Origin of the sequence: uncultured Clostridium sp. (genome assembly GCF_900547735.1) — a bacterium.
GTDB lineage: Bacteria > Bacillota > Clostridia > Lachnospirales > Lachnospiraceae > Otoolea.
This window is the reverse complement of record NZ_URHZ01000006.1, coordinates 43,122-69,671: the sequence shown is the minus strand read 5'-3', so window position 1 is coordinate 69,671 and position 26,550 is coordinate 43,122. Positions and strand designations below refer to the sequence as shown.

The following is a 26,550-nucleotide window of genomic DNA, read 5'->3' as shown; positions in this document are numbered from 1 at the left end:
CATTCGTAACTATTCAGTACCATCTAAGCTGCCGCTTCGCGGAATATTCCCCTCCTAATAATATAAAAATAGGGCGAAATTCCGCTTCCGGCAACCAACTGGGGATAATTGGAAGTAAAGCGGGACAAATGGCTTTAATTTCCCTTGCGGCAGTTAATTTTCTATGCTATAAAAAAAGAATATGACAATACCCCTGAAAGGAAGATTTTTTGTGAAAATTGCAATCTGTGATGACGATGAAACAATACGAAACCAACTGCGTGGGTTTATATGCCGCTATGCGGGTGAGAATACCCTTGATTATAAAATCTTAGAATTCAGCAAAAGCGACTCACTTTTAGAACAAGCCCGTCAGGATCCGGATATCGGAATCCTGTTTCTGGATATCTATATGTCCCCTGTTTCCGGTATGGATTTGGCGGAAACGCTCCGTGCAGAAGGCAATTCCTGCTCTATCATCTTTGTGACCGTCAGTACGGATCATTATGCCAGAAGTTATGAAGTGGACGCGGAGCACTATCTGGTCAAACCGATTACATACGAACACGTCTGCCAGGCGCTTTCACGATGCCGGGACGTACTCGCCTCCTCGGCCAGATGTGCCTCCTTTCTCTCCGGCGGCCGTGAAATTCTCGTACCTCTTAAGGATATCCGTTATGTGGAAGTATTCAGAAATCAGACCATTGTCCATGCCGGCAGGGATATTACTCTGCGTTCCACATTAGAAACCGTCGCCGGACAGATCTCGGACAGCCGTTTTCTGCGCACTCACAGAAGCTTTCTGCTTAACATGGACTATATCGACAAACGGTGTGGCTGCGATATCTATCTTAAAACCGGGGAAAAAATCCCCTTAAGCCGTACGTGTGAAAAAATCTTTGAAAGGGAGTATGGGCGTTTTCTGACCGCCTCTATGACGGGTACACCGCTATGAACCGAAAACAGAGGGCTCTAATCTGCGCAGTGACGGGCACTGCCTTTCTGCTTTCTTCGGTGCTCGGAGGCGCCGCTTCTGTCCAGGCATTTGCTTCGGGACAGGAATCCGAAATCGCGGAGGGCAAAAATACGAAAGGAGGGAATCCTGCGACGCCCGGAAATGCAGATGCAGAAGGCGAGCATGATATTGATAAGAACTCAGGCGGCGATGCCGGTAACAACCTTCGGCCCCAACCGGCGACACCAGGCGACGCTTTACCGGACGATCATCTAAAGCCAGGACCGCCGGATGACACGCATCATGTTACAGAGCCAGAGCAGGAACCGGCTGATGATATCATCCACGTCCCCATTCCGTCTCCGATTCCCGCGCCTGCCACTCCGTCCGAGGCCGCCCCGGAGGAAATATCTTCTCCGCTATCCGGACAGCAGGAATTGGAATATACGCTTTGCAGTTATTACTTCCTCTATGACAGCAGGCCGGTTCTCATTGAGCCGGGTGACGGTATTGAAGCATTTGAATCGGATGTGAATCCGGTTGAAGTCTACCTGGACGGTCCGGACGGCCATCTGGATGATTCTTTCTATGTGGATGTGGACTGGGATTTTTCCGAAGTGGATTTCGACAGAGAGGGAACGTACACCATCACCGGAACCTTTGATCCGGGTCTGATTGATTATCCGGTCGATTGGGGCAATGCGGCTCTCCCTTCTTTTGTTCTTCAGATTGTGAAGAGACGTGTTCTGTCCTTCCAACCGGAAGTGTCGGGAAATACCTTGACGCTTCACTACCTGATGGAGGGAGAGCCTTATCGTTTACCGGATATGGCAATGGAATTATATGAAAGTGTGGATGACGGTAAAAACTGGAGCAATATTACCCGCACCAATCGGGTGCTAATCTCGGATAACCGGCTCATGATTTCCGGTGTCAGCGGGAATTCTCTGTTTCAGGCCGTCGATATGCACCTGGAAAATCTGGATTATCCCTGCTCGGATCTGGTACGGATAACCGGAGAAAATGACCTGAAAGCAGAACTTATCAGTTCCGGCGGCATGATGGGCGGAGATGCCTGGAATGAAGGCAGCTGGGATACAACTCCCATTGAAGAGGGACCTTATCGGGTACTCGGTTACGGAACCTCGCCGAGAAATATCCAGCCATTATACACATTAGTGCTGAAAGGCGAACAGGAACAGGAGCAGATTGATTTTTTCAATAAAATCTTTGCTTTCTACGGAGAGCGGCAGGGGCTCTGGAAGAACAGTGTCCGTCTCGACGTGGACTGGGATCGGCAGGCTCTCGATCACATCGACTGGAACCAGACGGGCGATACTTTCATACGGGGACAATTTTCAGAAGATTCCATCAGTGAATACTCCGGGCTTCTCGATTTTTCCTCCATGCCGGAGCTGACTCTGAAAATTACCGTTTATGAGCAATTTCCTTCCTTTGTCATAGTCCCAAAGGAAGAGAAGCTCTATGAAAACAACCGGGTGGAGTTCCTGTTCGAAAATGATAACCTCGATCCCGTCTATTTCCCGGATACCTCCGAACTCACCGTCTGGTGCTGTGATAACGCCAATCTTGACTGGTATAATATCACAGACGCCCCGAATGTAACCGTTAACAATCACTTTTTATCCATATCCGGCCTGAAGCAGGAGATACTGAGAAATGGGACCGGCTATACGTTCCAGGTGGAACAGAATTCCCGCTCTGATCTTAACCCCTTTTCCGGCGGGCTCAATGTGAGCCACGGTATATGGGGACTTTCCTTCAGTCAGACAGTCGATGGAGATCGGGGCGGCGGGAAACGCCATAACAAGGCTCCCGAAGGTCTGTTTGACGTCAGCGGTTCAGATGAAGGGGAGCCTTCCCCCACTCCGCCTGAACCCGACAATCCGCCGAATCCACCCGCACCCGACAATCCACCGAGTCCGCCCGAACCTGACAATCCACCGGTCCCTCCCGCACCGGATAGCGGCTGTGAAACGGATCCGGGCGGAAATCACGGTTCTTTCAGTGGCTCCGGCGGCGGCAGTAGCTCATCAGGCAGTTCAAACAGCAGCAACGGCGATTCATCCGCTCATTCAGATGAGGATAACCGAAGCTCGATAGAGCCCGACGCCAGCATGACAGGTGGCTTAACCGGACCCGGAACGGAGTCAGGGGCAGGTACGGAATCAGGGACAGGTACAGAAGCAAGGACAGGTACAGAAGCAGGGGCAGGTATGGAATCAGGGACAAGAATGGACGCTTCAGGTATTATATCAGACGAGACAACAGCGGCGGCAATAGCCGCGGGAGAGACTGACGCCTCCTGCCGTGAATCCGGAATTAACTCCCCAGCGAAAGAAGACATCTCCGGCAATGTCTCTGCAAACAGCCGGAAACTTCCCCCCGATCTCTTACGGGCTGCCGCCGGCCTGGCTGCAGTCGTCTCGGGCGCTGCAATCGGCTTTTTTATGATAAGGAGGCGGTAATATCAGCGCATCAAATTGTGTCAAACGCTTTTCCTGGCTGCTGTGCACCGTGGCTTTTACCGCAGCCCTTATTTTCCTGCAATACCGGTTTGACAACAAATATCAATATTCCAAACCATATGGAAAAAACGGCGTGCTGGATCTGCGCGGTGCAGAGCAGACGGATTTTTTGTCCATCCTGACCTACGGCTGGGAATTCTACTCCCAGGAACTGATTGACCCGGGCAGATTTGACGGCCGAGAACCACTTTTAATCTACCTGGGCGAATACGGCGGCTTTGAGGCCGGACATCAGGGACAAAGGCAGGAAGGTTCGCCTCACGGCTGTGCCACTTACCGCCTGAAGCTCCTGCTGCCCCCGGAAACAAGGGAATATGCACTGGAACTTCCTGAAATTTTCTCCGCTTCCCGTGTTTTCGTGAACGGCCGTCTTGTAAGCAGCCTCGGCAATGTGTCGGATCTGCTGGAAGAACCGTCAATCCGTACGGGAATGATCACGTTTCAGGCGGCAGGACAGGCGGAAATTGTAGTTCAGGCAGCCGATTCCTACCACTACTACAGCGGCATGGTCTACCCTCCCGCTTTCGGCACCGCAGCCGCCGTATCGGACTTAATTTCCTTCCGTTTTCTGCGCACCTGTATCATGGTAATTTCTTCCCTTACCATTGGATTTCTCTATCTGCTGATCGGGATCCGGATCGGAAAAGACGGAAAAGGGATGAGTCAGTTTGCCTCCGTGAGCCTGCTGTTCGCCTTCCACGTAATGTACCCTCTTTTCCATCTGTTCGGGGCGGGGTACTGGACCTATCATCTGGAAGACGTGAGCTTCTGTCTGTTCCTGGCACAGGCCGCACTGCTTCACTGCAGCCTGTGCGGGATAAACGGCCGGCCGCGCCGCCTTGTGATGGCCGTCACTTATACTGCGGCAGGCCTCTCCTTTGCCGTACCGGCCCTGTTATTGCGGCACAGCCTGAATGCCATGATGATTTACTCAGCGTTTCTCGGCATCTACAAACTGGCTCTCTTCGGCTGGCTTATTACCACCGCCCTGCTCAACAGAGAGCAGAGGGAAAGGATGAACAGCCTGCTGCTTACCGGCCTGTGCGTACTCGCCGCCGCCATTCTGGTCCAGCAGGCTGCGCCCGTCTTTGAGCCGGTGCGCTTTGGCTGGCCGGTTGAAAACGCAGGTTTTCTCTTCATCCTCCTGTTGGCCGGAGGTCTATGGTACGACACGGTTTCCGCCTATGCACAGCGGGCCGCCCTGTCGGAAAATATACGGCTTATGAAACGGCAGTTCTCCCTTCAGGAGGAAAACTACCGCCTCATATCCGATAATTTTGAACAGACGAGAAGAATGCGGCATGATCTGCGCCATCATTTAAATACGATGAATGAACTGGTACGGCAGAAACAGTACGATGAACTGCACAGTTATATAAAGGGCTATGAGAGCAGCACGGAACAGTCCTCCTGGCCGGTTCTGTGTGAAAACCATGCAGCTGGCGCGGTGCTGGCTTATTATCAGCGGCTGGCCGTACAGAAAAAGGTTCCGCTGATCCTGAAGGTCACTCTGCCTCCCGTACTCAAACTGGAGGGCTGGAGCCTGGGCCTCCTGTTTGGAAACCTCCTGGAAAATGCAATCGAGGCGTCTGAAAAGCTTCCGTGTGAAATGCGGAACGTGAGCGTATATTCCAGGATTTCAAAGGGAAATCTGCTCATCAGTGTTAAAAATCACTGGAATGGTGAGTATTCCTCCGAAGGCCGCCGGGTTCATTCAACCAAACATGAGGGATTTGGAATCGGGCTCTCCAGTGTCCAAAGCCTTGTGAAGGAAAACGGAGGCCAGTTCTATCTGACTCCGGGGGATCAGGAATTCGAGGTTTCCATTGTTCTCTGGAACCAGGCTGCATCCGGGGATTCGGAGGATACACGGTAAGCATCCGTCAGCAAAACAGTCCGCCGGCAAACAACGAAAAGCATTTTTTGCGAACTTTTCATTGCCACTGAACAAAGAGTTCCGCTCGCGGAACTCTTGCGCTGCCGCGCGGTTGCTTCTGCAACCATTTACCTCTGCGCGGCATGTGCATCCTCGCGGAGCGTTTTTGATTCATAGGACGTAATTTCCTATGAATCAAGAAAAAGCCCGCCATGATGCCGTATTTACGGTTCCATGGCGGGCTTGGTAATTCTTATTTCAGCCTGGTAATTCTTATTTTAAATTCGTACATTTGTCATAGCAGGCATCCGATGCCTTGATAACGGCATTTCTGAACCCGTACTCCTCCAGTGCGGATACGGCGGCAATCGTCGTACCGCCCGGGGAACACACCTTATCCTTCAGTGCCCCGGGATGTTCTCCCGTCTCCAGCACCATCCTGGCGCTGCCCGCTACGGCCTGGGCGGCCATCTTATACGCCGCCTCCCTCGGAAGGCCGTATTTAACGGCGCTGTCGGCCAGAGCTTCGATGAACATGTAAACGTAGGCAGGCGAACTTCCGCTCACACAGACCACGGCGTTCATTAAACGCTCCTCCACGATCTGCATCTTGCCGAAGGACTCAAAAAAGGCTTTAATTGTTTCCTGCTCCTCCGGATTGAAAAGGGACGGTTCATAGCAGACTCCCGTCATCCCCTCTCCGAGAAGAGCCGGTGTATTCGGCATTGCGCGGACAATTCTCTTATCCTCCCCGAGCTTTTCCTTCAGACTGTCCACCGTGATGCCCGGGGCGATGGAAATAATTATGTGATCCGTTGTCAGTATCCCCGCAATATCGGAGAGAACCGGTGCAAAGAACTGGGGTTTGACCGCCAGCACAATATATTTGGCCGAAGCGGCGCACTGCGCGTTATCCGCCGCCGAAGCAACCCCCGTCTCCTCCGAGACCTGCCCGCATCTTTCCCGGTTGACATCGGTAAAAATAATTTCCTCTTTACCGTATACCTTTAAAAGTCCTTTCAGAATGGCATATCCCATATTTCCCATTCCGATAAACCCTATTTCTGCCATTTCTCTGTCCTCCATTTTGTCGCATTTCGTCTGTTTCATTTATTTTTGTCCGGCTACGAGATCCTGACTCCGTCTCCGTTCACCGTATGGCCGTCCGGGGTCTGGCAATTCGTCTGCATATCGCCGTCCGGCCCCATGTAATACCAGAGTTCCTTCCACTGAACCCATCCGGTAACCATATAGCTGTTCTCTCCGAAGAAATACCATTTGTTGTTGATTAATGCCCAGTTATTGGTGGTCTGGGACCCATCCGGATTGACGAAACGCCAGCCGTTCTGATCCTGCACCCACTGTCCGGGGGTGACTTCCGAATTATTCTGCGCCGCGCCGTTACCCGAACCGGCCAGGGCCGCCGCGTCGGAAGGGCTGACGTATTTGCTCTCGGACTCCGTAAATTTACCTTCCTTCATCCCCTCGCCGCCTGTGGCTCGGACTTTATAATAATACTCGCCGTCTTTTCGTATCGCCGTACCAAAGTCAAGCGTAGTTTCCGTTGTGATTTTCTTGCTGCCCACTGCCCTGCTGTCGCGGTAAAGGTAAACTTCGTATGCCGCTGCCCCCTGTGCCGGAGCCCATGTTGCAACCGTGCCGTTTAAATACGCGTACTCAATGGGGCCGACTCTCTGGGACATCGGTTTCAGATCCAGCGTAACGATTAAGGTCTGGGAATTTTCCTTTTTCGTATTATATACGGTTGCCTCATCGCCCTTGATCTTCACCTTGTCTTTGGATACTGAAAAATAATAGTCGTCCTCCGCAGAGATCGTCACTTTTACCCTCGGCTTATGCTCAGGCCCCCAGGTAAATCCCTCGTTGTCAATCTCCCACTCCGTAACGCTGTAATTATCCGCCGTCGTATCGATCTCCAGTTCTTCATCCTCATCCAGCGCGCTCCCAAGCTGCAGATTATCCTTCAGCTCCAGCTTGACCGAAGTAATCTTGTTTTTACTGGCGCCGAAGGATGTTACCGTAAATACCCCGGCAGCCAGCATCAATGTCATCGCCGCTGCGTACCACTTTTTCCCTGCTCTCATAGACTTCTCCTCTCACGTATAAAAACCGGGCGAACCCCTGTCTTCGCAGTTTACCCGGATTTTTCCACTATTTGTCTTATAAAACTATCATACCCCAGACCGCCCAAATATACAAGAAAAAAAGGGACGGTGAACGTAAGCGGAATACTATCTGTGAACAGTAACAACAGGTCTTCGTTATTTTCTCCCGATATAATAAAATCCGTTCGACCGGTTCCCGTTCATTGTCGTAAATACAAGATGTTCATACCGTAAGCCGGTAAACCCGGATAAAAGACTTTGAATCCAGCTCTCCTCATGATGCCTGCACACCGCGCCTTCCGGCAGTTCGAATACACCGTATGTCTGATAGCGTTTCCTGTATTTCTCGTATCTGGCCGTATTTCTTTCGTCCGTATTCAGCAGAAAATCATTGACATACAAAATACCGCCGGGCCTTAAAACCCTCTGTATTTCCCCGATCAGTTTCCTCTGTTTCTCATCCTCCCGGATACAGGTCAATACAGCGAACAGTATCACCGCATCCACGCTCCCGTCCGGCAGGTCAATCTCCTCCGTCTGCATTACTCTCAAGTCAAGCCATGGATACTGCCCCCGCCCCCGGTTGATCATTCCCTCTGAAAAATCGATCCCTATCAGACGGCGGTAACCCAGCCGGTGCATTTCCTCCAAGGTGCGGCCATACCCGCATCCCACATCCAGAATGGTTTTCTCCTTATCCACATACCGGATAAATTCCTCCGCGTGAAACGGTGTGGTAAATGTTTTTGTCTCCGATGCCTCATTCCAGTAAAATTCCTGTTCCATCATCCTGCTCCCTTTGCTTTTTTGTTTGCATTATATCAGCAAAGATGATACTGTGATATGAGAAATCTCACACTGTATACGGGAGGAATTTTCAGATGAATTTAAAAGAAGGCGGCGGACCGATCGAAGAATATTATAATCACTTCCCTTTGACCGGTTTTTTTGACTTTGACGTGCGGCCCTTTACCACGGTCAAAACCTTTAAAAGCGGGGAAATGCTTCTTGAGGAAGGCTCCATCCCCTCCTGCCTCTATTATCTGATTGACGGCCGGGCCAAACTTTATCTGACCCAGGAAAACGGCAGGATTTCCCTGATTAATTTTATCAATGCCCCCTGTTTTATCGGGGAAATGGAGCTGATCGGGGCCCAGACATATTCAAACGGCGTCTCGGCCATTACCCCCTGCACCTGCTATGCCATACGGATATGCGAATGCAGGGAACGGCTGTTAAACGACAGGACGTTTCTCCGCCACCTCTGTCTTTCCCTGAGCCGGAAGGCGCTGGGCAATACAAGCAATTATTCAAAAAACCAGTCTTTTCCCCTGGAAAACAGACTGGCTGATTTTATTCTGATGACGGCCCATAACGGCCTGTACCGGGAACGGCACACGGAGGTTTCCGAGTTTCTCGGCGTTACCTACCGCCATCTGCTCTATGTACTGGCCGGTTTTGTCAAAAAGGGAATCCTGCAAAAGACAAAACAGGGATATCTCATCCTGGATTTGGAGGCTCTGCGCTCCCTGGCGCGCTGATTACCGTTTTGCCGTGACGTTTGCCTTCTTTCTTTTGTTGATCTTCAGCCCGGTCAGCAGGAAAATGGTGCCCAGCATAAAAGCAGCCGGTACGGAAATTGTATTGACAACAAGGAATCCCAGCCGGATGGAAGGCCATATCTGCGGAACTCCCTGAAACCATTTGTTTGCCACGTAAGAATTGAGCAGGATGTCTCCCGCCATAACCATATAGAACACAACGGCGCTGTATAAGGCCTTATTCATCTTTCTGTTTTTCATAATCCCTCCTGAATCAAACCGACTCTGTCTTTCTGAATTGTGTTTTTCTTCCTTCTATATCCCTGCCGGCAGCCCCAGGCGGACTAAAAAACATGGTTTGCCAGATAAAAGAGCAGGAATGTATGGGCAGGATAAAAGATATAGAAGAAATACTTCATGCCCGGACCTTTTTCCTGATTATACTTCATCATAAACGGCAGGGCGATGATCATAAAGCTCTGATAAAAGGTGCCCTCCCCTATCATTTCCTGGCTGAACTGGCTGATGCAGAAAATAAGATAGGCCGCACAGAGCATATCCTTCTTATCCCTCAAAAAGTACATCAAAACACCCAGGGCAATGAATGGAAAACCATATTCATTCAATCCAAGATTGGGAATAAACGAGGTCACGACATCTCCGCTTAAACTGCGCACAAACGGGAGGATGGACGGAATCATATAATACACCACCTGTACCCCGAAGATTCCGCAAAGCAGGGCAATTCCCTTTTTCCTGTCCTCCCGGAAGAGTTCAATCGCGCTGATCAAAAGCCCGGTCAGCAGCATTGGTACAAAGATATTGTGGTTCCCATATCCGTTGGCAGGGAGCATCTTTTTATTCATATAATAGCAGAAAAAGCCCATAAAGACACTCATCAGATACAGCCTGAGCAGATAGGCCCTGCGGTTTCGGGTATAATGGTATCCCCATACCATACAGAACAGAAAAAGAGGATAGGAGCCCCTCCCCAACAGGCGGAACCACAGCGGCGTCCCCTCAAAATACAGACCGATATGGTCTATCACCATCAGAATCAAAGCCGTAATCTTAAGTTCAAATGTATTCATGCCATTCCCCCATCATTCCCATGAAATTAATGCCCCTGTCTCTTGTTTTCCGTGCATCGGTAAGAGACGGCGCCGGAACCCTGTTTATCTGTACCGGATTATCCTTCTTTCCTGCCGGATATTCCTTCTTACTAAAAATGGTTCCTGCTTTTAAAACGAGCCGGTCATGGATATTGCTTCAGGAAATGGAAAATCTTTCCCATCCGGTTCCCCCTGGACTCTCTTTCTTCCGGAATGTAAGCCGGAAATCAAGCCGGAAATTCAACCGTAATCTCCGTCCCCTCGCCGGGTACGCTTTCTATCTCTATTTTTCCTCCATGTTTTTCAACAATGTCACGCACCAGGGGAAGTCCCAGGCCGGCTCCGCCCACCGCACGGGAACGCGAACGGTCAACGCGGTAAAACGGTTCAAAAATATGGGGCAGATTCTCCGCGGGAATTCCGATCCCCGAATCTTTTATTTTTATCTTAATATCGTGTTCCGCAGCCTCCGCCGTAACACGGATCATGCCGCCGTCACGGTTATACTTCGCCGCGTTTTCAATCAGATTGCTCATCGCCCGGTAAATCATTACGCGGTTTCCGGTCATCTTAATCCCCGCCAGATCCTGAACCGTTACCGTTAGGTGCTTTTCCTTCAGCAGAGGCGACAGTTCATCCACCGCAATCGCAACCGCCTCCTCCAGAAGCACTTCCTCCCCCATCTCACTGTCCTTATCGGATGTCAGCCGGAACAGATCATCCGTCAGCCGTATCATCCGCTCCGTATTCGTCCTGACCACGGACAGAACCTTCTCCATCCGCGCCGGAGGCGTCTGCCCGTCCAGCTCCATTACCTCCAGATTCACCAGAATCGTTGCAAGCGGCGTCTTCAGCTCATGGGCCGCGCTGGCCGAAAAACGTTTCTGCCGTTCAAACGAGGCACTGACCTTATCCATCATATGATTAAAAGAAAGAGCCAGCCGTCCGATCTCGTCCTGTCTGTCCTGTATTTCCGTATCCACGCGACGCGATAAATCGTTGCCGCTTATCTCTTCGATCGTATTTGATAAATCCCCCAACGGTTTGAGTACCCGGCCTGCCATAAACCATGTTGCGCCCGTTCCGAAAACAAGCATCAGAACAAGGCCGGCCATCCCCCACAGATTAAACCGGTTTCCCGCCTCTTTTACCGTGAATATGACGGCCTGCATGTCTTCCGCCCCGCTCTTATTACTGATTTCCGTGGAAATCGTCACATCCTTTGGCTCATACGTAATCTGATTCGGCAAATCCTGTACAAAGATCCGGTCGGCGCCGAACAGAAACATGCTGGTCAATATAACAGCCACTCCGGCCATGACCATGGCCGACAAAAGAGTCAGCCTCATGCGGAGCGATAATTTTTTCAACATGGCTCCTCCTCCCTGTCAATCACATATCCGGCTCCCCGGATACTGCGTATTATCTCTTTCCCGGTGACCGCCTGGAGCTTGCGCCGTATGACGCTGATGTAAACCTTAACCTGATTGGAAAACGGATCGGCATCGCTGTCCCACACATGCTCCAGCAGCTCCTCCGCACTGATTGGCCGTCCCATTCCCGCCATCAGATATTCCAGGATGGCAAACTCCCTCATGGATAATTCCACCGGACGGCCGTCGTAAGTCACGGTCTTTGAGTTTGTATCCAGAAGAAGATTCCCACATTTCAGGGCAGCCTCCTCCTGGATAAAGGAGCGGCGCAGCAGCACACGGATGCGCGCCTCCAGCTCGTCAAAGTGAAACGGTTTGGTGAGATAATCGCTGGCTCCGCCGTCCAGACCCGTAATCTTATCTGAAATCTCGGAACGGGCGGATAGAATCAGCACTTTTGTGGATTTATTCAAAGAGTGGATATATTTTAGCACTTCCATCCCATCCAGGCCGGGAAGGTTTAAATCAAGAACCACCAGATCATAATCATTAATCCGGCAAAGTTCCGCGGCATCCGCGCCGTCGCCCGATGCATCGACCGCATAGCCGCGCTTTCTGAGGCCGTAGCACAGCGCCTCCTGCATATCCTCCTCATCCTCTACTACTAAAAGCCTCATATCCCACCAAATCCTTTCATTTTCAATACCTTTTAACTTCTTTATGAATTCTTGTTTATATTCCTTTTAGAACAGTATTCCTAACGTATTCCCAACGGCTCTATACCGCGCCCGGTCAGATTACTTGCCGGAAGACTCCTTTGTCACAAAACTTACTATGATATCATCGTTCCCACCCTGTTCCGGCCTGGTTGTGGAGATGGTGATTTTCGTACCGTCCGGTGCGATTGCATAAAAATTACCGTCTTTATCCTTCTTAAGTTCGGATAAGGAAATTTCCGTTTTGCCGTCCAGATCCTTTGCGGCGATACTGTAATCGCAGGTGGCCGATTTTGCAGGCGCCGCCGTGGTCTCCTTATGTTCCTTCTCTGCTGCAAATGCGGAAAATGCCATTGACATCGTTGTAACGGCTGCAATAGCCAGAGCGATTGTAGTTTTGTTTTTTAACATAGTTTGTTACCTCCTGTGGTTTGTGATTTTTTGTTGTGTTTTTTTGTTATGGCTTTTTTGCCTGTAATTTTGCTGCTGCAATTTTACTGTTTGTTATTTCGTTGTTTTATTGCTGATGTGTTGTGATCACGTGTTCATTATACAGGATGTATGGTTAAAGTACGGTTAGAAAGCGCTGCCAATTTCTATAATTAATTAAAATCACTCTGCCTCCGCAGAAATACCTGTTTTCTGCGGGTCCAGGGTCCAGATTATCAGATTTCCGGTATGAATGCAATTAATTCCCCCCTAAACCACACAACATCCGGGCCATTCCGGTACCGATTTCCTGTGCAGTACCGGCCGCCGGAGCAGCCCAAATAGCCAGCGGCCGTTTGGCTGCTGAATTTTTAAAGCGCTTCTTGTGCAGGGTGCATATTCCTTTTCAAAGTGAAATTTCGTATAGTCTGATAAAGGGATTAATACACAATGAAAGCGAGGAAATCACATGGTAACTCAGCAAAAATCAACAAAAAGTATTTTTCAGGTCATTTTTTCACGGAACTTTCTGACACTGATCATAAGCTATCTGTTTGCCTGTCTGGCCTTCTCCAGTGTGGGAAGTGAATTTGTTACATACGGAACGGATGAGCTGGGACTTGAGGCAGTGATAGTCGGTTCGATTGCCGGCATGGTATCGATGATCGGTTTAGTAATGCGGCCGGTTACGGCCATTCTGGTAGACAAATTTAACAGGAAAAAAATGTTGTTAGTCGGTTATGCAATGCTGACGTTGTCCAGCATTATCCTGATTTTCATCAGATCCGTCAGCGGATTATATGCGGCGCAGATTGTGCGCGGGGCGGCATGGGCCTTACAGAACAGCGCAGGTTTTATTATGGTAGGAGAGGTTGTGGATAAGGATGATCTTGGCATGGCAATGTCCGTCTATTCCATGGCACAGGTCATTGCTTCCAGTTTCAGTGCAGTGCTGATCCTTGCAATTGCCAACAGCCTGGGATTTGAAGCCAGCTTTATTGCCACTTCTGTTTTTACGGCGTTCTCCCTGCTTCTGATTGTTTCACTTCCCTACAAATCAAAGGTAAAAGAAGGTCAGGAAAAGTTTTTGGCTGCTTTAAAGAGTATCCGGCTTAAGAATTTGTTTTCCGTTGAATGTCTGCCAATCCTGGTAATTTCTTTTGCATTCCAGTTTGTCAGCATTATGATGGGCGCTTCCTGGGTTGTAAAATTTGCAAAAACGGAGCTTAATATCATGAATGCCGGTCTGTTTGCAACGGTTGCCAACCTGATTATGTATGTGACCAAACCGTATTTCGGACGCGTCATGGATAAATACGGCGCCAGGTGGTGTGTCTATGCATCGGGAGCCGGATACGCCCTGGCCTGTCTGGTGATGGCGCGGAGTACTTCCATGACGGGTCTTATTATGGCGGCGGTCATTTATGGAGTTCTCTGTGGCGGAAATGCAATGGCGGGCAGAACAATGGCCATGAAACGGATGCCCGTGGATAAACAGGCGGTTGCCAGCAGTACGGTCGGAATCGGCAATGACATCGGAATGACGGTTGCCAATATCATGATTCCCGTCTGGGCGGGCATGTTCGGCGGATATAGCGGCGTGTACAATATTATGGCGGTAATTTCTGTCGCGGTAATTATCTATGGTGCAATTTACGGAAGAATTTATTTAAAGAAAAATCCTGAAAATGGAATGCGGTGGTAGGAGGAATAAGAATATGGAGTGGAAAAAATTTCCCAATAATTTTATGGAACAGTATTCAAATATATCTTCGGAGCATCCTTATGAGACGCTTTTGACCGGCGGCTACCGTGGGACAATGGATACGGAAAACGGAATCCATCAATACTGGGTTTATTTCCCCGAGGGCATGGAATACAGTTGTAAGCATCTGGTTCTTCTGGTTCCCAATTCCGAGAGCGTGGACACGTTTTTAGAAAGAACCGGATGGATAGAGATTTCTCTGAAGGAAAAGCTTCTTCTCCTGATGGCGGGAAGCAGTGAGGATCCGTGGCTGACCGGCGGGGAAGCCGCATCCCGGCTGGCATCATTAAATCGGATAAGAAACGACAGGACCTACATGGATACGCAAAGGGCATTCAGCTATTTTGCGGCATACGGGGAGGGCGCGGAACATGGACACCGTTATGTGAGTGCAAATCCTGCCCTCTATGCATCAGCGGCTTTTTTCGGCAAAATCGTGATGAGCCGGGATGAACTTGAGAAAGAGGGGGCAAAAGGGACTGCGGCTTCAGACATTCTCAAAAGAGAAGTGGCTTGCCCGGTATGTTTTATCGGCCGTCGGGAATTGTATCCCGAGTATGTAATCCGCTATTGGCGCCGTGCCGCCAAAACGGAAGAAAAAGCTTATCAGCAGGACAATATGACCGTATGGCTTCCCGATGCGGCACAGCACGGTTCTGCGGTCGACCACCAGCCGGTTGCGCGTGTGGCGTGGCTGGATACGGATTCGTTTGGAAATGATGTGAGTCAAAAAATATGGGAGCGCTTCTTGTCTAAAACAGTCCGGGCCACCGGAATTCTGAATGACGACCTCCATCCTTACCGCACGGAAGAACAATGGGGAATCAGACGAAAGGAAGTTCAGATAGACGGATTCAGGCGCCATTGGTACGAATATGTTCCGGAACGGCTTGCCGTTTTGGCAGATGATAAAATTCCCGTGGTCGTATTTTTTCATGGCGGCTCTGCCAGCGCCCTCAGTGGTCTTTACTCTCATGAATGGGTACAGACAGCCAGGGAAAGGGGATTTATCCTGGCTATGCCGACGGGGACCATGCGGAAACAGGCGAACGTAATGCCGCATCCGGCCTGGAATGCAGCCAGGCTTTCGGATCATATGGATGATGAGAAATTGATCCGCCATATGTTAGCTGATATCCAATCGCGGTATCCAGTGGATCCAGGACGGATTTACGCCTGCGGACACTCCATGGGCGCAGCAATGGCCCAGCGTGCGGCACTTGCCATGCCGGACGTCTTTGCAGCGGCAGCCAGCAACTCAGGCGTCGTTACAGGCGGTTTTATGGGAGATTTCGGTACTCCCGGCGTCCGTACCGATATTCCAGTTCCCATATGGATTCAGATGGGGGAAAAAGATGTGGGAGGCGGGACTCTCTTAACTAATGCCAATGCAGCAAGAACGGTTCATTACTGGGTAACGAGGTACAAACTTTCGGACGAGGAAACACCGGATTGCTGGAGAAGCGGCAGGTATTTAAACCGGGAGTGGAAAACAGAAGGCGGCGTGCCCATGGTACGGTATACTACTACTTTGGAAAAGCCGCATGCAATAACGCCTCAGGATCCCTGGTTCTATTATGATGAATTTTTCTGCCATTTTTCAAGGGGGGAAACGGGGGAGTTATATTACAAAGGAAAACTTGTAACGGATGGGAATGGTATAAGATTATAAAAGTATCAATTAATAAGAATTTAAAGATATAAGAATTCAAAAAATGCCCTAAAACCATAGAATCTTTGATTCTTACGGTTTTAGGGCATTTATCTTTCATTTCGGAGAATTACTTCGCGTAATCGGTGACTCTTGATTCGCGGATCACATTTACTTTAATTTGACCAGGATACTGAAGCTCTTCCTGAATTCTCTTCGATATATCCCTTGCCATCAGCACCATATCATCGTCGCTGACCTGCTCGGGCACTACCATTATGCGGACTTCACGTCCCGCCTGGATTGCGAAGGACTTGTCTACTCCCTTATAGGAATTAGTGATATCCTCCAACTGTTTCAACCGGTTCGTATATGTCTCCAGAGTTTCCCTTCTTGCGCCCGGCCTGGCGGCTGAAATTGTATCAGCGGCCTGAATGAGACATGCAATAAGGCTCTGCGGTTCAACATCGCCATGATGGGACTCAACTGCGTTAATTACCGTCGCTGACTCCTTGTATTTTCTACAAAGGGCAACGCCTAATTCCACGTGAGTACCTTCCTGCTCATGGTCAACAGCTTTTCCAATATCATGTAATAAACCTGCGCGCTTCGCCGTGCGGACGTCTACGCCTACCTCTGCGGCAAGCAGACCCGCCAACTGGGCCACTTCAATTGAATGCTTTAACGCATTCTGTCCATAGCTTGTCCTGAACTTCATCTTACCAAGCAGTTTCACAAGCTCCGGATGGATTCCATGAATGCCGACTTCCAGAAGAGCTGCCTCTCCTTCTTCGCGCACCATAGTCTCTACTTCCTTCTGTGCTTTCTCTACCATTTCCTCAATTCTGGCCGGATGAATTCGGCCATCCACAATCAGACGCTCCAGGGCAATTCTTGCCACTTCTCTTCTGATTGGCTCAAATCCGGAAAGTACGACTGCCTCCGGCGTATCGTCGATAATCAGTTCTACGCCTGTCAGTGTTTCAAGGGTACGGATATTACGTCCTTCACGTCCGATAATACGTCCCTTCATCTCGTCATTGGGGAGCTGCACCACGGAAACTGTCGTCTCCGCCACATGATCGGCAGCACAGCGCTGAATGGCTGTTACCACGTAATCCTTTGCTTTCTTATCAGCTTCCTCTTTGGCTTTGGTTTCCATTTCTTTAATCAGTTTTGCAGTGTCATGCTTAACATCTTCTTCAACAGATTTAAGCAGGAATTCCTTTGCCTGCTCGGAAGTGAAACCGGATATTCTCTCCAGTTCCTGCGTACCCTTATCATAGAGATCCTCCACTTCGGCGGTTCTCTTCTTGAGGGCCTCTTCCCTGTTTGCCAGACTTGCTTCCCTTTTTTCCATTGCCTCGGACTTCTTGTCCAAATTCTCTTCTTTGCTCAGTACACGTCGTTCATAGCGCTGAAGCTCAGCTCTTCTTTCCTTTGTTTCTTTCTCAAGCTCGTTCTTTGTCTTTAAGGACTCTTCCTTGGCTTCAAGGAGAGCTTCTCGCTTCTTAGTCTCTGCAACTTTTAATGCTTCATCTATTATTTCCCTTGATCGTTCCTCAGCACCGCCAATCTTCGTTTCATACGTTTTCTGACGATAGTTAATGGCCACAAACCAAGTAATAACAGCTACAATAATACCTGTAATGAACGGAATTATTACTTGTGACACAGGAGCACCTCCTTATTTAGTTTTCATTGTACAAGAATACAACGATCTAATTTTAAACTGTTTTATACATTATGTCAAGTATATTAAGAATCTGAAACCCTCTTTTCGGTTACTATTCACAGTCTTCCAAAAACAGGCCAAACCGTTGTCAATGACACGCTTTACAATGTATGAAAACCGACGCCGGCGCCCTTTCGCGCCGCTGCTCCCGCGTTTACTGCGGCTTTTGCCCAGACTTATCCGCAAAAAACTTCTTACGGAATCTCCGGCGGTAATTACGCCTTTTTTCGTTACTATTTAACAAAGGCTGGAAAATCCGTTAATTCATGTAATCTTCTTCTCCAAATGCTCCCATTGCGTTTCGTATTTCTTCATAGGAAAAGCCTTTTCTCATCAGATATGCCACGTGCTTCTGCCGTTCCTTCTTGTCCGTGCATTCCGGGTCGTACCGTCTCTTCTTCAGCAGGTTCGTAATCTGGCCGGAACTGTCGGCCTGCAGCTCATTACAGAACTCCTCCACCGTTCTCTTGTCTATCCCCTTCTTCATTAAGGAAGTAATCAGCTCCGTCCTGCTCTTTCTATCTCCGTACAGCTCCACATAGTTCCTCGCGTACTCACGGTCATCCAGATAATGGTAGCGTTTCAGAAAGTCGATCGCCTCGGTGACGGCCGTCTCTGGATAAAAGCCCGATTTCAGTTTCCTCCTCACTTCACTCTCTGTCCTGCCGGTACACTTCAGAAGGTAAAGGGACTTCTCTCTGGCCCTTTTACAGATTACGCTGTAAAGTATCTCCCGGTAAACCGCTTCGTCCAGTTCTCCGCCTGCCTCTATATGGTAATGCCGTATCTCCCCATTATATAAAACAAAGGCAAAGTCTCCATCAATGAAGACTTTGCTCCTTCGTTTATCAAGGGGCTCAATTCTGTCTACTGTCATATCAAGCCTCCTGAACAGTTACTCTCTTATTTTCAAATTGTGATTCATATTCATGTGCAGATAGAAGTTCTGGAACCTTCCGGCTGTCAGTCCTCCGATTGCTCCGTATCTATTCGGCGTTGGCCTTTTTATCTACCGGCGGTAAAGTTCCGGCCTTCTTATCTACCGGCGGTAAAGTTCCGTCCTTCTTCTCTGCCGCACCGGCCGCAGCTCCTTCGCACAGCCCGTACTTCTCGCGCACTTTGGCCTCGATCTCGGCGCACAGTTCCTGGTTGGCCATCAGGAAGTTCTTTGCATTCTCTCTTCCCTGTCCAATCTTGCTGCCTTCGTAAGCATACCAGGCTCCGCTCTTCTCCACAATATCTTCTTTAGCGGCCAGATCAAGGATATCTCCCTCCTTGGAAATTCCCTTGCCGAACATGATGTCAAACTCTGCCTCCTTGAAAGGCGGGGCAATCTTGTTCTTGACAACCTTGACACGGACGCGGTTACCGACCATCTCGCCGCCCTGCTTAAGCGTCTCGATTCTCCTGACGTCCAGACGTACGGAGGAATAGAACTTGAGGGCCCGTCCTCCTGTGGTGGTCTCCGGGTTTCCAAACATGACTCCGACCTTCTCACGAAGCTGGTTGATAAAGATAACGGTACAGTTGGACTTGCTGATAACAGCGGTGAGCTTACGAAGAGCCTGAGACATCAGCCTGGCCTGAAGGCCTACGTGGGCGTCTCCCATCTCGCCGTCGATCTCCGCCTTCGGAACAAGGGCGGCAACCGAGTCGACAATGACAATGTCAATCGCGCCGGAACGCACCATCGTCTCCGTGATCTCCAGGGCCTGCTCGCCGTTATCCGGCTGGGAAATATATAAGTTGTCGATATCTACTCCGATATTACGCGCATAAACGGGATCCAGGGCATGCTCGGCGTCGATAAAGCCTGCAATTCCGCCTCTCTTCTGTACCTCCGCAACCATGTGAAGTGCGACCGTAGTTTTACCACTGGACTCAGGTCCGTAAACTTCCACGATCCTTCCCTTCGGTACGCCGCCCAGTCCCAGCGCAATATCAAGACTCAGGGAACCGGTCGGAACTGTCTCTATATTCATGTTGGTTCCGGAATCTCCCAGTTTCATCACGGAACCTTTGCCGTATGCTTTTTCTATCTGTGTCAGTGCGGCATCGAGTGCCTTCATCTTGTCATCTCTGTTCATCTCATCCTCCAATGATTTCTCAATACGAACAAATGTTCTCTTCTTGTTCTTATAATAGTATAACTGACTTAAAATGTCAACCCTTATTTTCCCGGTTTTTATGCGGACATCGCAGTCGGAGTTACTGTTCACGCGGTATGTATTCCGCAGGGTGTTTATGCGTGCTTTTTGTAAAAATGCCGGGATATGCGGCGCGAAACGGCTTTTTACGTTTCCGTGCATCATAAAACGCGGGATTGGGCACGGTAGTTAACAGCAGCCGGTCAGAACGGCGGTACACAGCCGACAGCGGGCACCGCAAGACATGTTGTAAAAACTTTATTTTCAGAAGTAAGAGAATTATATCATTTCCCGGACCGGATGTCCACAGAGATTCCTGAAACCGGACCGGATCCGGGTATAAACAACATTATTTCCAGCTTCTGGGATAATCATTACATTTTCTTACGTTGACATCTCAGGCGGTTCTTTATATAATCAATAGGCAATAATAAAAATAAAATGAAAGAATTCAGGAGCTGAAAAATCAATATGATAGGAAAACAAGTGTGGTCGCTGACTCCGGCCAAGATTATTCTTGGCGGTTTCTTCCTTATTATTATCACAGGAGCTGTTCTTTTGAGCCTTCCCATTGCATCGAAGACCGGTGAAGCGACTCCATTTATCGACGCTGTATTTACGGCTACCTCAGCCACTTGTGTGACCGGCCTGATCGTCCATGACACTTATACTTACTGGTCCACCTTCGGTCAGGCAGTCATCATTATACTGATTCAGATAGGAGGCATGGGCGTTGTGACGCTCGCCATTGCCATCACAATCCTGTCTGGTAAGAAGATCGGTTTGAAACAGCGTTATGTTATGCAGGAATCCATTTCCGCCCCGCAGGTAGGAGGAATCGTCCGCATGACCAACTTTATCGTAAAAGGGACCATCTTTTTCGAAGTCATGGGAGCCGTTATCATGGCATTCCAGTTCTGCCCGCAGATGGGCGTCATGAAGGGAATCTGGTTTTCCGTGTTCCACTCCATCTCCGCCTTCTGCAACGCCGGATTCGACCTGATGGGAGGAACCAGCGGTCCTACCTCTTCGGTTACAAGCTATACGGGAAATCCTTTTATCAACATTCCGATCATGCTTTTAATCATTATCGGCGGTATTGGTTTCTTTGTCTGGGACGATATTAAGACTCATAAGCTCCAGCATAAATATTACCATTTACAGACTAAGATTGTTCTCACCACAACGATCTGTCTGATCATCTTTCCGGCCCTGTTCCTCTTCCTGTTTGAGTTCAGCAGGGACTGCTGGGACGGACTGACGCTTCAGGAGCGTTTTATGGCCTCCATGTTCCAGTCGGTTACGACAAGGACAGCCGGTTTTAACAGTGTGGATTTAAACCTTCTTTCGGAAGCGGCCCAACTGCTCATCGTCATCCTGATGATTATCGGCGGTTCACCGGGCTCCACGGCAGGCGGTATCAAAACGACTACATTCGCCCTCGCCATCCTGTGCATACGCTCTGCGTTCCAGAACCAGGAGAGCATCCAGTGCTATAAAAGAAGGATTCCATACGATATCCTCCGAAACGCCATCGCAATACTGGCGATGTATATTTCCCTGATGCTGACGGCCACCTTTCTTATCACCTGGCTGGACGACGTCAACCTGATGGAAGCGGCCTTTGAAACTACCTCGGCGATCGCGACCGTCGGCCTGTCCCTTGGCATCACGGGCCATTTAAGCGTATTTTCAAAAATTATTTTGATTATACTGATGTATTTCGGCCGTGTCGGCGGCCTCACCATGCTTTACGCACTCACAAACAAAAAGAAGCTTCCGGTGCTCCTTCCCCAGGAACGCGTCACCGTCGGCTGATTATCATATCATTTGGAGGATATTTTAAATGAAAACTGTTCTTATCATCGGCCTGGGCCGTTTCGGCTCCACTATGGCAATGAAACTTCACGAGCTTGGACATGAGGTTATGGCTATCGATACTTCTGAGGAGAGAATCAACGCTGTACTCCCTTACGTCACCAGCGCCCAGATTGGCGACTGTGCCAATGAACAATATATGAGTTCCCTGGGAATCCGCAACTTTGACGTCTGCGTTGTGGCTATCGGAGATAATTTCCAGAGTTCTCTTGAAATTACATCCCTTTTAAAGGATTTGGGTGCTAAATTCGTCCTCTCCCGCGCAAGCCGTGATATCCATGCCAAGTTCCTGCTGAGAAACGGCGCCGACCAGGTGGTTTATCCGGAAAAGGAGATGGCTGTCCGCTCGGCTGTCCGCTACAGTTCCGATAATATTTTCGACTACATTGAACTGACCCAGGAACACTCTATTTATGAAATTCCGGTTCCCGACGCGTGGGTCGGCAGAAGCATCGTCGATATGAATGTCCGCAATAAATACAATATCACTATCCTGGCAATCAAATACAGCGATACCCTGCACCCGCTTCCGGGAGCAAGCTACGTATTTAAGCCGGGGGACATCCTGGTGATTCTCGGAGCGAACCGTGATATCAACCGTTTTGTCCACTAAATATAACGAATGCCCTTGCCGCCGGGTTTGCAGTAACCGGTGGTAAGGGCATTTTTTAATTTGCAGGAAATTACGTCCTGTGAATCAAAAAACGCACCGCGAGGATGCACATGCCCCGCAGAGGTAAATAGTTGCTGAAGCAACCGCGTGGCAGCGCACTGTTTCACCGCCGCCCCGTCTCCTGCCCTGAATACTTTTTCCATTTTCCGGCAATACTCCACACAAGATGATTCCCCCGGCCCCTGCGCGGCTGCCGTGCGGGAATTTGAAGAAATTGATTGATAAGCGGAGGAACTAAAATGAGAGTACCGGAACACGTTGGGATTATTCCCGACGGAAACAGAAGATGGGCCGTCGGAAACGGCCTGAAAAAGGAAGACGGATATGAGCGCGGGATTTCACCCGGCATGTCGCTGTTCCATACCTGCCAGAAGCTTGGAGTGAAAGAAATGTCCTTCTACGGTTTCACCGCGGATAACACAAAACGCCCCTCCCTCCAGCGCCAGGCATTTACAAAGGCGTGCATTGCCGCGGTAAAGGTGCTGTCCAAAGAGAACGCCAGCCTGCTTGTGGCGGGAAATACCGAATCTGCCATGTTTCCGGAGGAACTGCTGCCCTACACGACGCGTAAGGACTTTGGAAACGGCGGTATGAAGATTAATTTTCTTGTTAATTACAGTTGGGAATGGGATCTTGGATTTAAGAAAGGGGATGTCGGCCCAAAACTTCAGACCTCTGATATCTCCCGGATCGATCTGATTATCAGATGGGGAGGAAGAAGAAGACTGTCCGGTTTTCTGCCGATCCAGTCGGTTTATTCCGATTTTTATGTGGTGGATGATTACTGGCCCGATTTCACTCCGCGCCATGTGGAGGAGGCATTTGCCTGGTATGGAAAACAGGACGTGACACTGGGAGGCTAACGCATTGCGCGTCCCCCTCCCGTGCCGTCGTACAATCAAAGTTCCAGCGTCATTCCCGTCTCCACCAGACGGCATCCGGCGCCGAATGCCGCTTTCATCCGGCCCATGGCCTCGATGCCGGTACAGTGGACCGGCATAAGGAGATCAAAATCTCTTTTTCCAAGCTCTTCCACCGTCCGTGCAATCCGCTCGGTGGATGCCCCGGCCAGATGCATTCCGGCAAAGACACTGTGTATTTTCTGCCCTGGAAAGGCCTGTGAGACGTATTCCAGGCAGTTTAATATCCCCGGATGACAGCAGCCGGCAAACAGGCACAGCCCCTTTTCCGTCTCAAATACGAGCATCTGTTCATCGTTCATGTAATCGGGGATCTTCTCCGTACCGTTGTCTATGAAGAACCAATCCGGCTTTTTTTCTAGCCCCGGCGTATACGGAATATCCCCCAGAACCGCCACTCCGGGAGCTATCTCTTCCCGGCTTTGGGTCAGGCGGACGGCGCTCTCTATCAGTTCCCGTTTCCAGGGAATACCGATGATACGGTATGTTCTGTGATCGTTATTGATCGCCGTCTTGTCAAGAAACGCACTCTCCCTGACGTAAACGGGAGGCAGTTCTTTCCCGCTCTTCTGATACTCCCTGACCAGAAATTCAAGGCCTCCGCAGTGGTCAAAATGACCGTGGCTCAGGATAATACCTGTAAGATCCGTAAGCGGCACGTGAAGCAGCGCCGCATTCTTCATGAACACATCCGTCTGCCCCGTATCAAAGAGCCAGCGCTTTCCCTCATGCTCGATCAGAAGGGAGAGGCCGTGCTCCGCAAGGAAATCTCTTTTCCCCGCCGTATTTTCATTTAAAACTGATATTTTCATACTGTTTTCCTCATTACCGTCCGTCGGTTGATTCCTGTACGGGCTGTGAACCTTCTTCAAGGCCCAGTTCAGCCGCGCACTGTCTGAAAGTGCGTTCCGCCTCCTCATACATATAAAGCGTTCCCAGCGCGACGAGAGGTTTTCCTGTCTTTACGCTGTCCTCCAGCGCACAGAGCGCCGCTTCCCTGAGCGTGACGAAAGGCCTGGCCTTTTCCACTCCGTGCTTTTTAAAGCAATCCGCCAGTTTTTCCGCCGGCAGGGCTCTGGGGTTATCCGGCGTAACGGTATACACGGCTTCCGTATAAGGTTTCAGCATCTCAACCATGGCATCGTATTCCTTGTCCGCCATGACTCCCATGAAAATATTGACCGTGCCGCCCTTAAAATAGGTCCGGATGCTCTCCACGGCAACCGTCATGCCCGCCATATTGTGGGCTCCGTCATAGATCGTAAGCGGATTTTTAAGCAAAGTTTCAAAGCGGGCCGGCCAGGATACGGCTTTCAATCCCTGCTTCACCGCCTCGGCGCTGACGGAAATGCCTCTTTTTTTCATAACGGACAGGGCCGTGAGCGCAACCGCGGCATTGGACGGCTGATATAAGCCGGGCAGAGTCAGTCTCACGTTCCCGTACTCTTTAAAATCAAAGGTACAGCCTCCCAGATCCGATTCCACGTTCCGGAGTGCTCCGTAGTCAACCTCTGTTAATTTTGCCTTGTTAAGCTTTGCCTGCTCTGCGATAACCTGCCTGGCTCCTTCTCTTGTCCCACCGAAAATAACAGGGCAGCCGGGTTTTATGACGCCCGATTTTTCAAATGCGATCTTCTCAACCGTATCTCCCAGGAAGCCCATGTGATCCAGCTCCACGTTTACAATAATTGAGACAAGCGTTTCTTTCATCGTATTCGTCGCATCGAGCCTGGCACCCATGCCGGTCTCGCAGATAACGACGTCGCATTTCTTCTGGCTGAAAAACTTCATCGCTGCGGCGGACAGGATTTCAAATTCCGTCGGTTTTTCCTCCATCGTATCCGCCAAAGGACGGATAAAGCCGATGACATCCGCAAAGCTCTTGTCGTCAATGGGCTTTTTGTCAAGGTGGATGCATTCATTCATCTTTCTGATATAGGGCGATGTAAAAAGCCCTGTCCTGTAGCCCGCCGCATCCAGAATGGATTCCAGCATGGCGCAGACGGAACCTTTTCCATTGGTTCCCGTCACATGAATAATTTTGAGTTCGTTCTGCGGATCGCCGAGAAGGGCAAGCAGTCTGCTTACCCTCTCCAGTCCCGGCATGGTTCCGGGAGAAGTCGATTCTTTTATATAGGTTATTGCCTCTTCATATTTCATCTGTCTTTCATCCTTTCAAGCTGTCTGCCAAACGCCTTGTTGCGCAGGAGAAGGTAAATGATATATCCTTCCGCACAGCCGATTACAATGTATAACGGCACTCTCAATGCAATCATCTGCAGCGGGTAGCCAAAATAAATACGCAGGCCGATGGATTTAATAATCATTGAGCCGATGACATGCGCTGCGCCCACCGATGCCGCAAGCCTCAGTTTTGGTTTGGAACGGAAGCAGTTTTTGTATACAAGGCCCGAGATAAATCCCACCGATGCCGCTCCGGCCGTGATGATCGGATTAATCGCATATCCGACCAGAAGGCAGCCGATCAGGTCGGCGCACGCCCCCACCGTAAGTCCGGCCAGGGGACCGAAAAAGATTCCCGCCATCAGCACCGTAAGGTTTTCAAAACTGATGCGGAACGGCCCGGCCGTGAATGACAGCTGTTTGCCCAGCACAATACTGAGCGCTATAAACAGCGCCATCATGATAAGTACCTGCAGACTCCCGAAAGAAGCCCTCGTTCCCGTTTTTGCTGTCTGTCTTGTCGACATAAAAATAACCTCCTTTTAACCTTGCTCATATAGCAAGTAAAGAAGGCCGCTCTTAGCGTTTCCGTTCCACTGCTGTATGAAGCAGGATGCAGAATACGAACCGCAAGCCTGGGCTTTTCGCTCAGCCGGCAACTCCCCGTCCGGCCAATACTTAACGCTCGTATCCTTACTCTTCAGATGCCCTAATTATATCGCCGATTGGCTCCGCAGTCTATTGAAAATGCACTGAATCACGGCTATTTTTCTTCATTTTGTAAAGTATTTTGTATAAATTCCGACAAAATGAGAGACTCATTTTACCTCTTCCCATATAAAACAGAATAAAATGCCGGAGCCGGCCGTCATTTGACTTTATTTTACCCGGATTCTCCCCATGTTCCGCCGGAATGTCCGCCCTGCGCGGATAAATTCCGT

24 protein-coding genes and 1 riboswitch are annotated in these 26,550 nt (G+C 49.8%); of the genes, 9 read left to right on the top strand and 15 right to left on the bottom strand.

Translation table 11 applies throughout. From position 1 onward, the window contains the following. The first annotated feature begins 211 nt into the window (after positions 1 to 211). From QZT18_RS03205 to QZT18_RS03195, 3 genes are read left to right on the top strand one after another with little or no spacing between them, the layout of a single operon-like run. Positions 212 to 934 (top strand): LytTR family DNA-binding domain-containing protein, encoded by a 723-nt coding sequence (locus QZT18_RS03205; RefSeq protein WP_294144150.1) that lies wholly within the window; start codon positions 212 to 214, stop codon positions 932 to 934. Then, positions 931 to 3,423, top strand: coding sequence for a hypothetical protein (locus tag QZT18_RS03200; protein WP_294144148.1), 2,493 nt, complete (start codon positions 931 to 933; stop codon positions 3,421 to 3,423). The genes QZT18_RS03205 and QZT18_RS03200 overlap by 4 nt, the downstream gene beginning before the upstream one ends. A 49-nt stretch (positions 3,424 to 3,472) precedes the next feature. Then, entirely contained in the window at positions 3,473 to 5,359 is a 1,887-nt protein-coding gene (locus QZT18_RS03195) for a GHKL domain-containing protein (RefSeq protein ID WP_294144146.1), read from the top strand. A 273-nt stretch (positions 5,360 to 5,632) separates the two neighbouring features. Here QZT18_RS03195 and proC read toward each other — a convergent pair whose 3' ends face one another. From proC to QZT18_RS03180, 3 genes are all read right to left on the bottom strand, one after another. Beyond that, positions 5,633 to 6,430: a pyrroline-5-carboxylate reductase gene (gene proC, locus QZT18_RS03190; protein ID WP_294144144.1), complete on the bottom strand. Its 798-nt coding sequence runs from the start codon at positions 6,428 to 6,430 to the stop codon at positions 5,633 to 5,635. A 53-nt stretch (positions 6,431 to 6,483) separates the two neighbouring features. Next, positions 6,484 to 7,464 carry a hypothetical protein gene (locus tag QZT18_RS03185; protein ID WP_294144143.1) on the bottom strand — a complete coding sequence of 327 codons (981 nt, stop codon included), beginning with the start codon at positions 7,462 to 7,464 and terminating at the stop codon, positions 6,484 to 6,486. A 177-nt stretch (positions 7,465 to 7,641) separates the two neighbouring features. Further along, positions 7,642 to 8,274 (bottom strand): class I SAM-dependent methyltransferase, encoded by a 633-nt coding sequence (locus tag QZT18_RS03180; RefSeq protein ID WP_294144141.1) that lies wholly within the window; start codon positions 8,272 to 8,274, stop codon positions 7,642 to 7,644. Positions 8,275 to 8,366: 92 nt separating this feature from the next. Between QZT18_RS03180 and yeiL the strand changes: the two genes are divergently transcribed. After that, positions 8,367 to 9,026 carry a transcriptional regulator YeiL gene (gene yeiL, locus QZT18_RS03175; RefSeq protein WP_294144139.1) on the top strand — a complete coding sequence of 220 codons (660 nt, stop codon included), beginning with the start codon at positions 8,367 to 8,369 and terminating at the stop codon, positions 9,024 to 9,026. Here yeiL and QZT18_RS03170 read toward each other — a convergent pair whose 3' ends face one another. From QZT18_RS03170 to QZT18_RS03150, 5 genes are all read right to left on the bottom strand, one after another. Next, positions 9,027 to 9,287 carry a hypothetical protein gene (locus QZT18_RS03170; protein ID WP_294144137.1) on the bottom strand — a complete coding sequence of 87 codons (261 nt, stop codon included), beginning with the start codon at positions 9,285 to 9,287 and terminating at the stop codon, positions 9,027 to 9,029. An 83-nt stretch (positions 9,288 to 9,370) separates the two neighbouring features. Continuing rightward, entirely contained in the window at positions 9,371 to 10,117 is a 747-nt protein-coding gene (locus QZT18_RS03165; protein ID WP_294144135.1) for a TraX family protein, read from the bottom strand. A gap of 248 nt (positions 10,118 to 10,365) precedes the next feature. Next, the gene (locus QZT18_RS03160; RefSeq protein ID WP_294144134.1) at positions 10,366 to 11,511 is read right to left on the bottom strand and encodes a cell wall metabolism sensor histidine kinase WalK; all 1,146 of its coding nucleotides are present in this window, start codon (positions 11,509 to 11,511) and stop codon (positions 10,366 to 10,368) included. Further along, on the bottom strand, positions 11,505 to 12,188 hold the full coding sequence (locus QZT18_RS03155) for a response regulator transcription factor (protein ID WP_294144132.1): 684 nt from the start codon (positions 12,186 to 12,188) through the stop codon (positions 11,505 to 11,507). The genes QZT18_RS03160 and QZT18_RS03155 overlap by 7 nt, the downstream gene beginning before the upstream one ends. Positions 12,189 to 12,308: 120 nt before the next feature. Next, positions 12,309 to 12,638 carry a hypothetical protein gene (locus QZT18_RS03150; RefSeq protein ID WP_294144130.1) on the bottom strand — a complete coding sequence of 110 codons (330 nt, stop codon included), beginning with the start codon at positions 12,636 to 12,638 and terminating at the stop codon, positions 12,309 to 12,311. Positions 12,639 to 13,125: 487 nt separating this feature from the next. On the opposite strand from QZT18_RS03150, the gene QZT18_RS03145 reads away from it, so the two are divergent. Both QZT18_RS03145 and QZT18_RS03140 read left to right on the top strand, forming a co-directional pair. Continuing rightward, positions 13,126 to 14,361, top strand: coding sequence for an MFS transporter (locus tag QZT18_RS03145; protein WP_294144129.1), 1,236 nt, complete (start codon positions 13,126 to 13,128; stop codon positions 14,359 to 14,361). Positions 14,362 to 14,374: 13 nt separating this feature from the next. Further along, a complete protein-coding gene (locus QZT18_RS03140; RefSeq protein ID WP_294144127.1) occupies positions 14,375 to 16,093 on the top strand; it encodes a PHB depolymerase family esterase in 1,719 nt (572 codons plus the stop codon). Between the two features lie 109 nt (positions 16,094 to 16,202). Here QZT18_RS03140 and rny read toward each other — a convergent pair whose 3' ends face one another. The 3 genes from rny to recA form a co-directional block, all read right to left on the bottom strand. After that, the gene (gene rny, locus QZT18_RS03135; protein WP_294144125.1) at positions 16,203 to 17,747 is read right to left on the bottom strand and encodes a ribonuclease Y; all 1,545 of its coding nucleotides are present in this window, start codon (positions 17,745 to 17,747) and stop codon (positions 16,203 to 16,205) included. Positions 17,748 to 18,066: 319 nt separating this feature from the next. Further along, on the bottom strand, positions 18,067 to 18,684 hold the full coding sequence (locus tag QZT18_RS03130) for a regulatory protein RecX (RefSeq protein WP_294144123.1): 618 nt from the start codon (positions 18,682 to 18,684) through the stop codon (positions 18,067 to 18,069). Positions 18,685 to 18,793: 109 nt separating this feature from the next. After that, the gene (recA, locus tag QZT18_RS03125; RefSeq protein ID WP_294144122.1) at positions 18,794 to 19,894 is read right to left on the bottom strand and encodes a recombinase RecA; all 1,101 of its coding nucleotides are present in this window, start codon (positions 19,892 to 19,894) and stop codon (positions 18,794 to 18,796) included. A 531-nt stretch (positions 19,895 to 20,425) separates the two neighbouring features. Here recA and QZT18_RS03120 point away from each other — a divergent pair. Then, positions 20,426 to 21,772 carry a TrkH family potassium uptake protein gene (locus QZT18_RS03120; protein WP_294144120.1) on the top strand — a complete coding sequence of 449 codons (1,347 nt, stop codon included), beginning with the start codon at positions 20,426 to 20,428 and terminating at the stop codon, positions 21,770 to 21,772. Between the two features lie 28 nt (positions 21,773 to 21,800). After that, entirely contained in the window at positions 21,801 to 22,445 is a 645-nt protein-coding gene (locus QZT18_RS03115; protein ID WP_294144117.1) for a TrkA family potassium uptake protein, read from the top strand. Here QZT18_RS03115 and QZT18_RS03110 read toward each other — a convergent pair. Continuing rightward, on the bottom strand, positions 22,442 to 22,648 hold the full coding sequence (locus QZT18_RS03110) for a hypothetical protein (RefSeq protein ID WP_294144116.1): 207 nt from the start codon (positions 22,646 to 22,648) through the stop codon (positions 22,442 to 22,444). The genes QZT18_RS03115 and QZT18_RS03110 overlap by 4 nt on opposite strands. Positions 22,649 to 22,744: 96 nt before the next feature. Between QZT18_RS03110 and QZT18_RS03105 the strand changes: the two genes are divergently transcribed. After that, the gene (locus QZT18_RS03105) at positions 22,745 to 23,368 is read left to right on the top strand and encodes an undecaprenyl diphosphate synthase family protein (protein WP_294144114.1); all 624 of its coding nucleotides are present in this window, start codon (positions 22,745 to 22,747) and stop codon (positions 23,366 to 23,368) included. A gap of 35 nt (positions 23,369 to 23,403) precedes the next feature. On the opposite strand, the gene QZT18_RS03100 is transcribed toward QZT18_RS03105, so the two are convergent. Genes QZT18_RS03100 through QZT18_RS03090 form a run of 3 tightly spaced genes read right to left on the bottom strand, consistent with a single transcriptional unit; the run spans position 23,404 to position 26,136 of the window. Then, a complete protein-coding gene (locus QZT18_RS03100; RefSeq protein ID WP_294144112.1) occupies positions 23,404 to 24,237 on the bottom strand; it encodes an MBL fold metallo-hydrolase in 834 nt (277 codons plus the stop codon). 13 nt (positions 24,238 to 24,250) lie between these two features. Continuing rightward, complete coding sequence (locus QZT18_RS03095) at positions 24,251 to 25,585, bottom strand: folylpolyglutamate synthase/dihydrofolate synthase family protein (protein WP_294144110.1); 1,335 nt, start codon at positions 25,583 to 25,585, stop codon at positions 24,251 to 24,253. Beyond that, the gene (locus QZT18_RS03090; protein WP_227030671.1) at positions 25,582 to 26,136 is read right to left on the bottom strand and encodes a folate family ECF transporter S component; all 555 of its coding nucleotides are present in this window, start codon (positions 26,134 to 26,136) and stop codon (positions 25,582 to 25,584) included. Before QZT18_RS03090 ends, QZT18_RS03095 begins: the two co-directional genes overlap by 4 nt. 77 nt (positions 26,137 to 26,213) lie before the next feature. Next, positions 26,214 to 26,312, bottom strand: a riboswitch (THF riboswitch). Positions 26,313 to 26,550 lie beyond the last annotated feature (238 nt).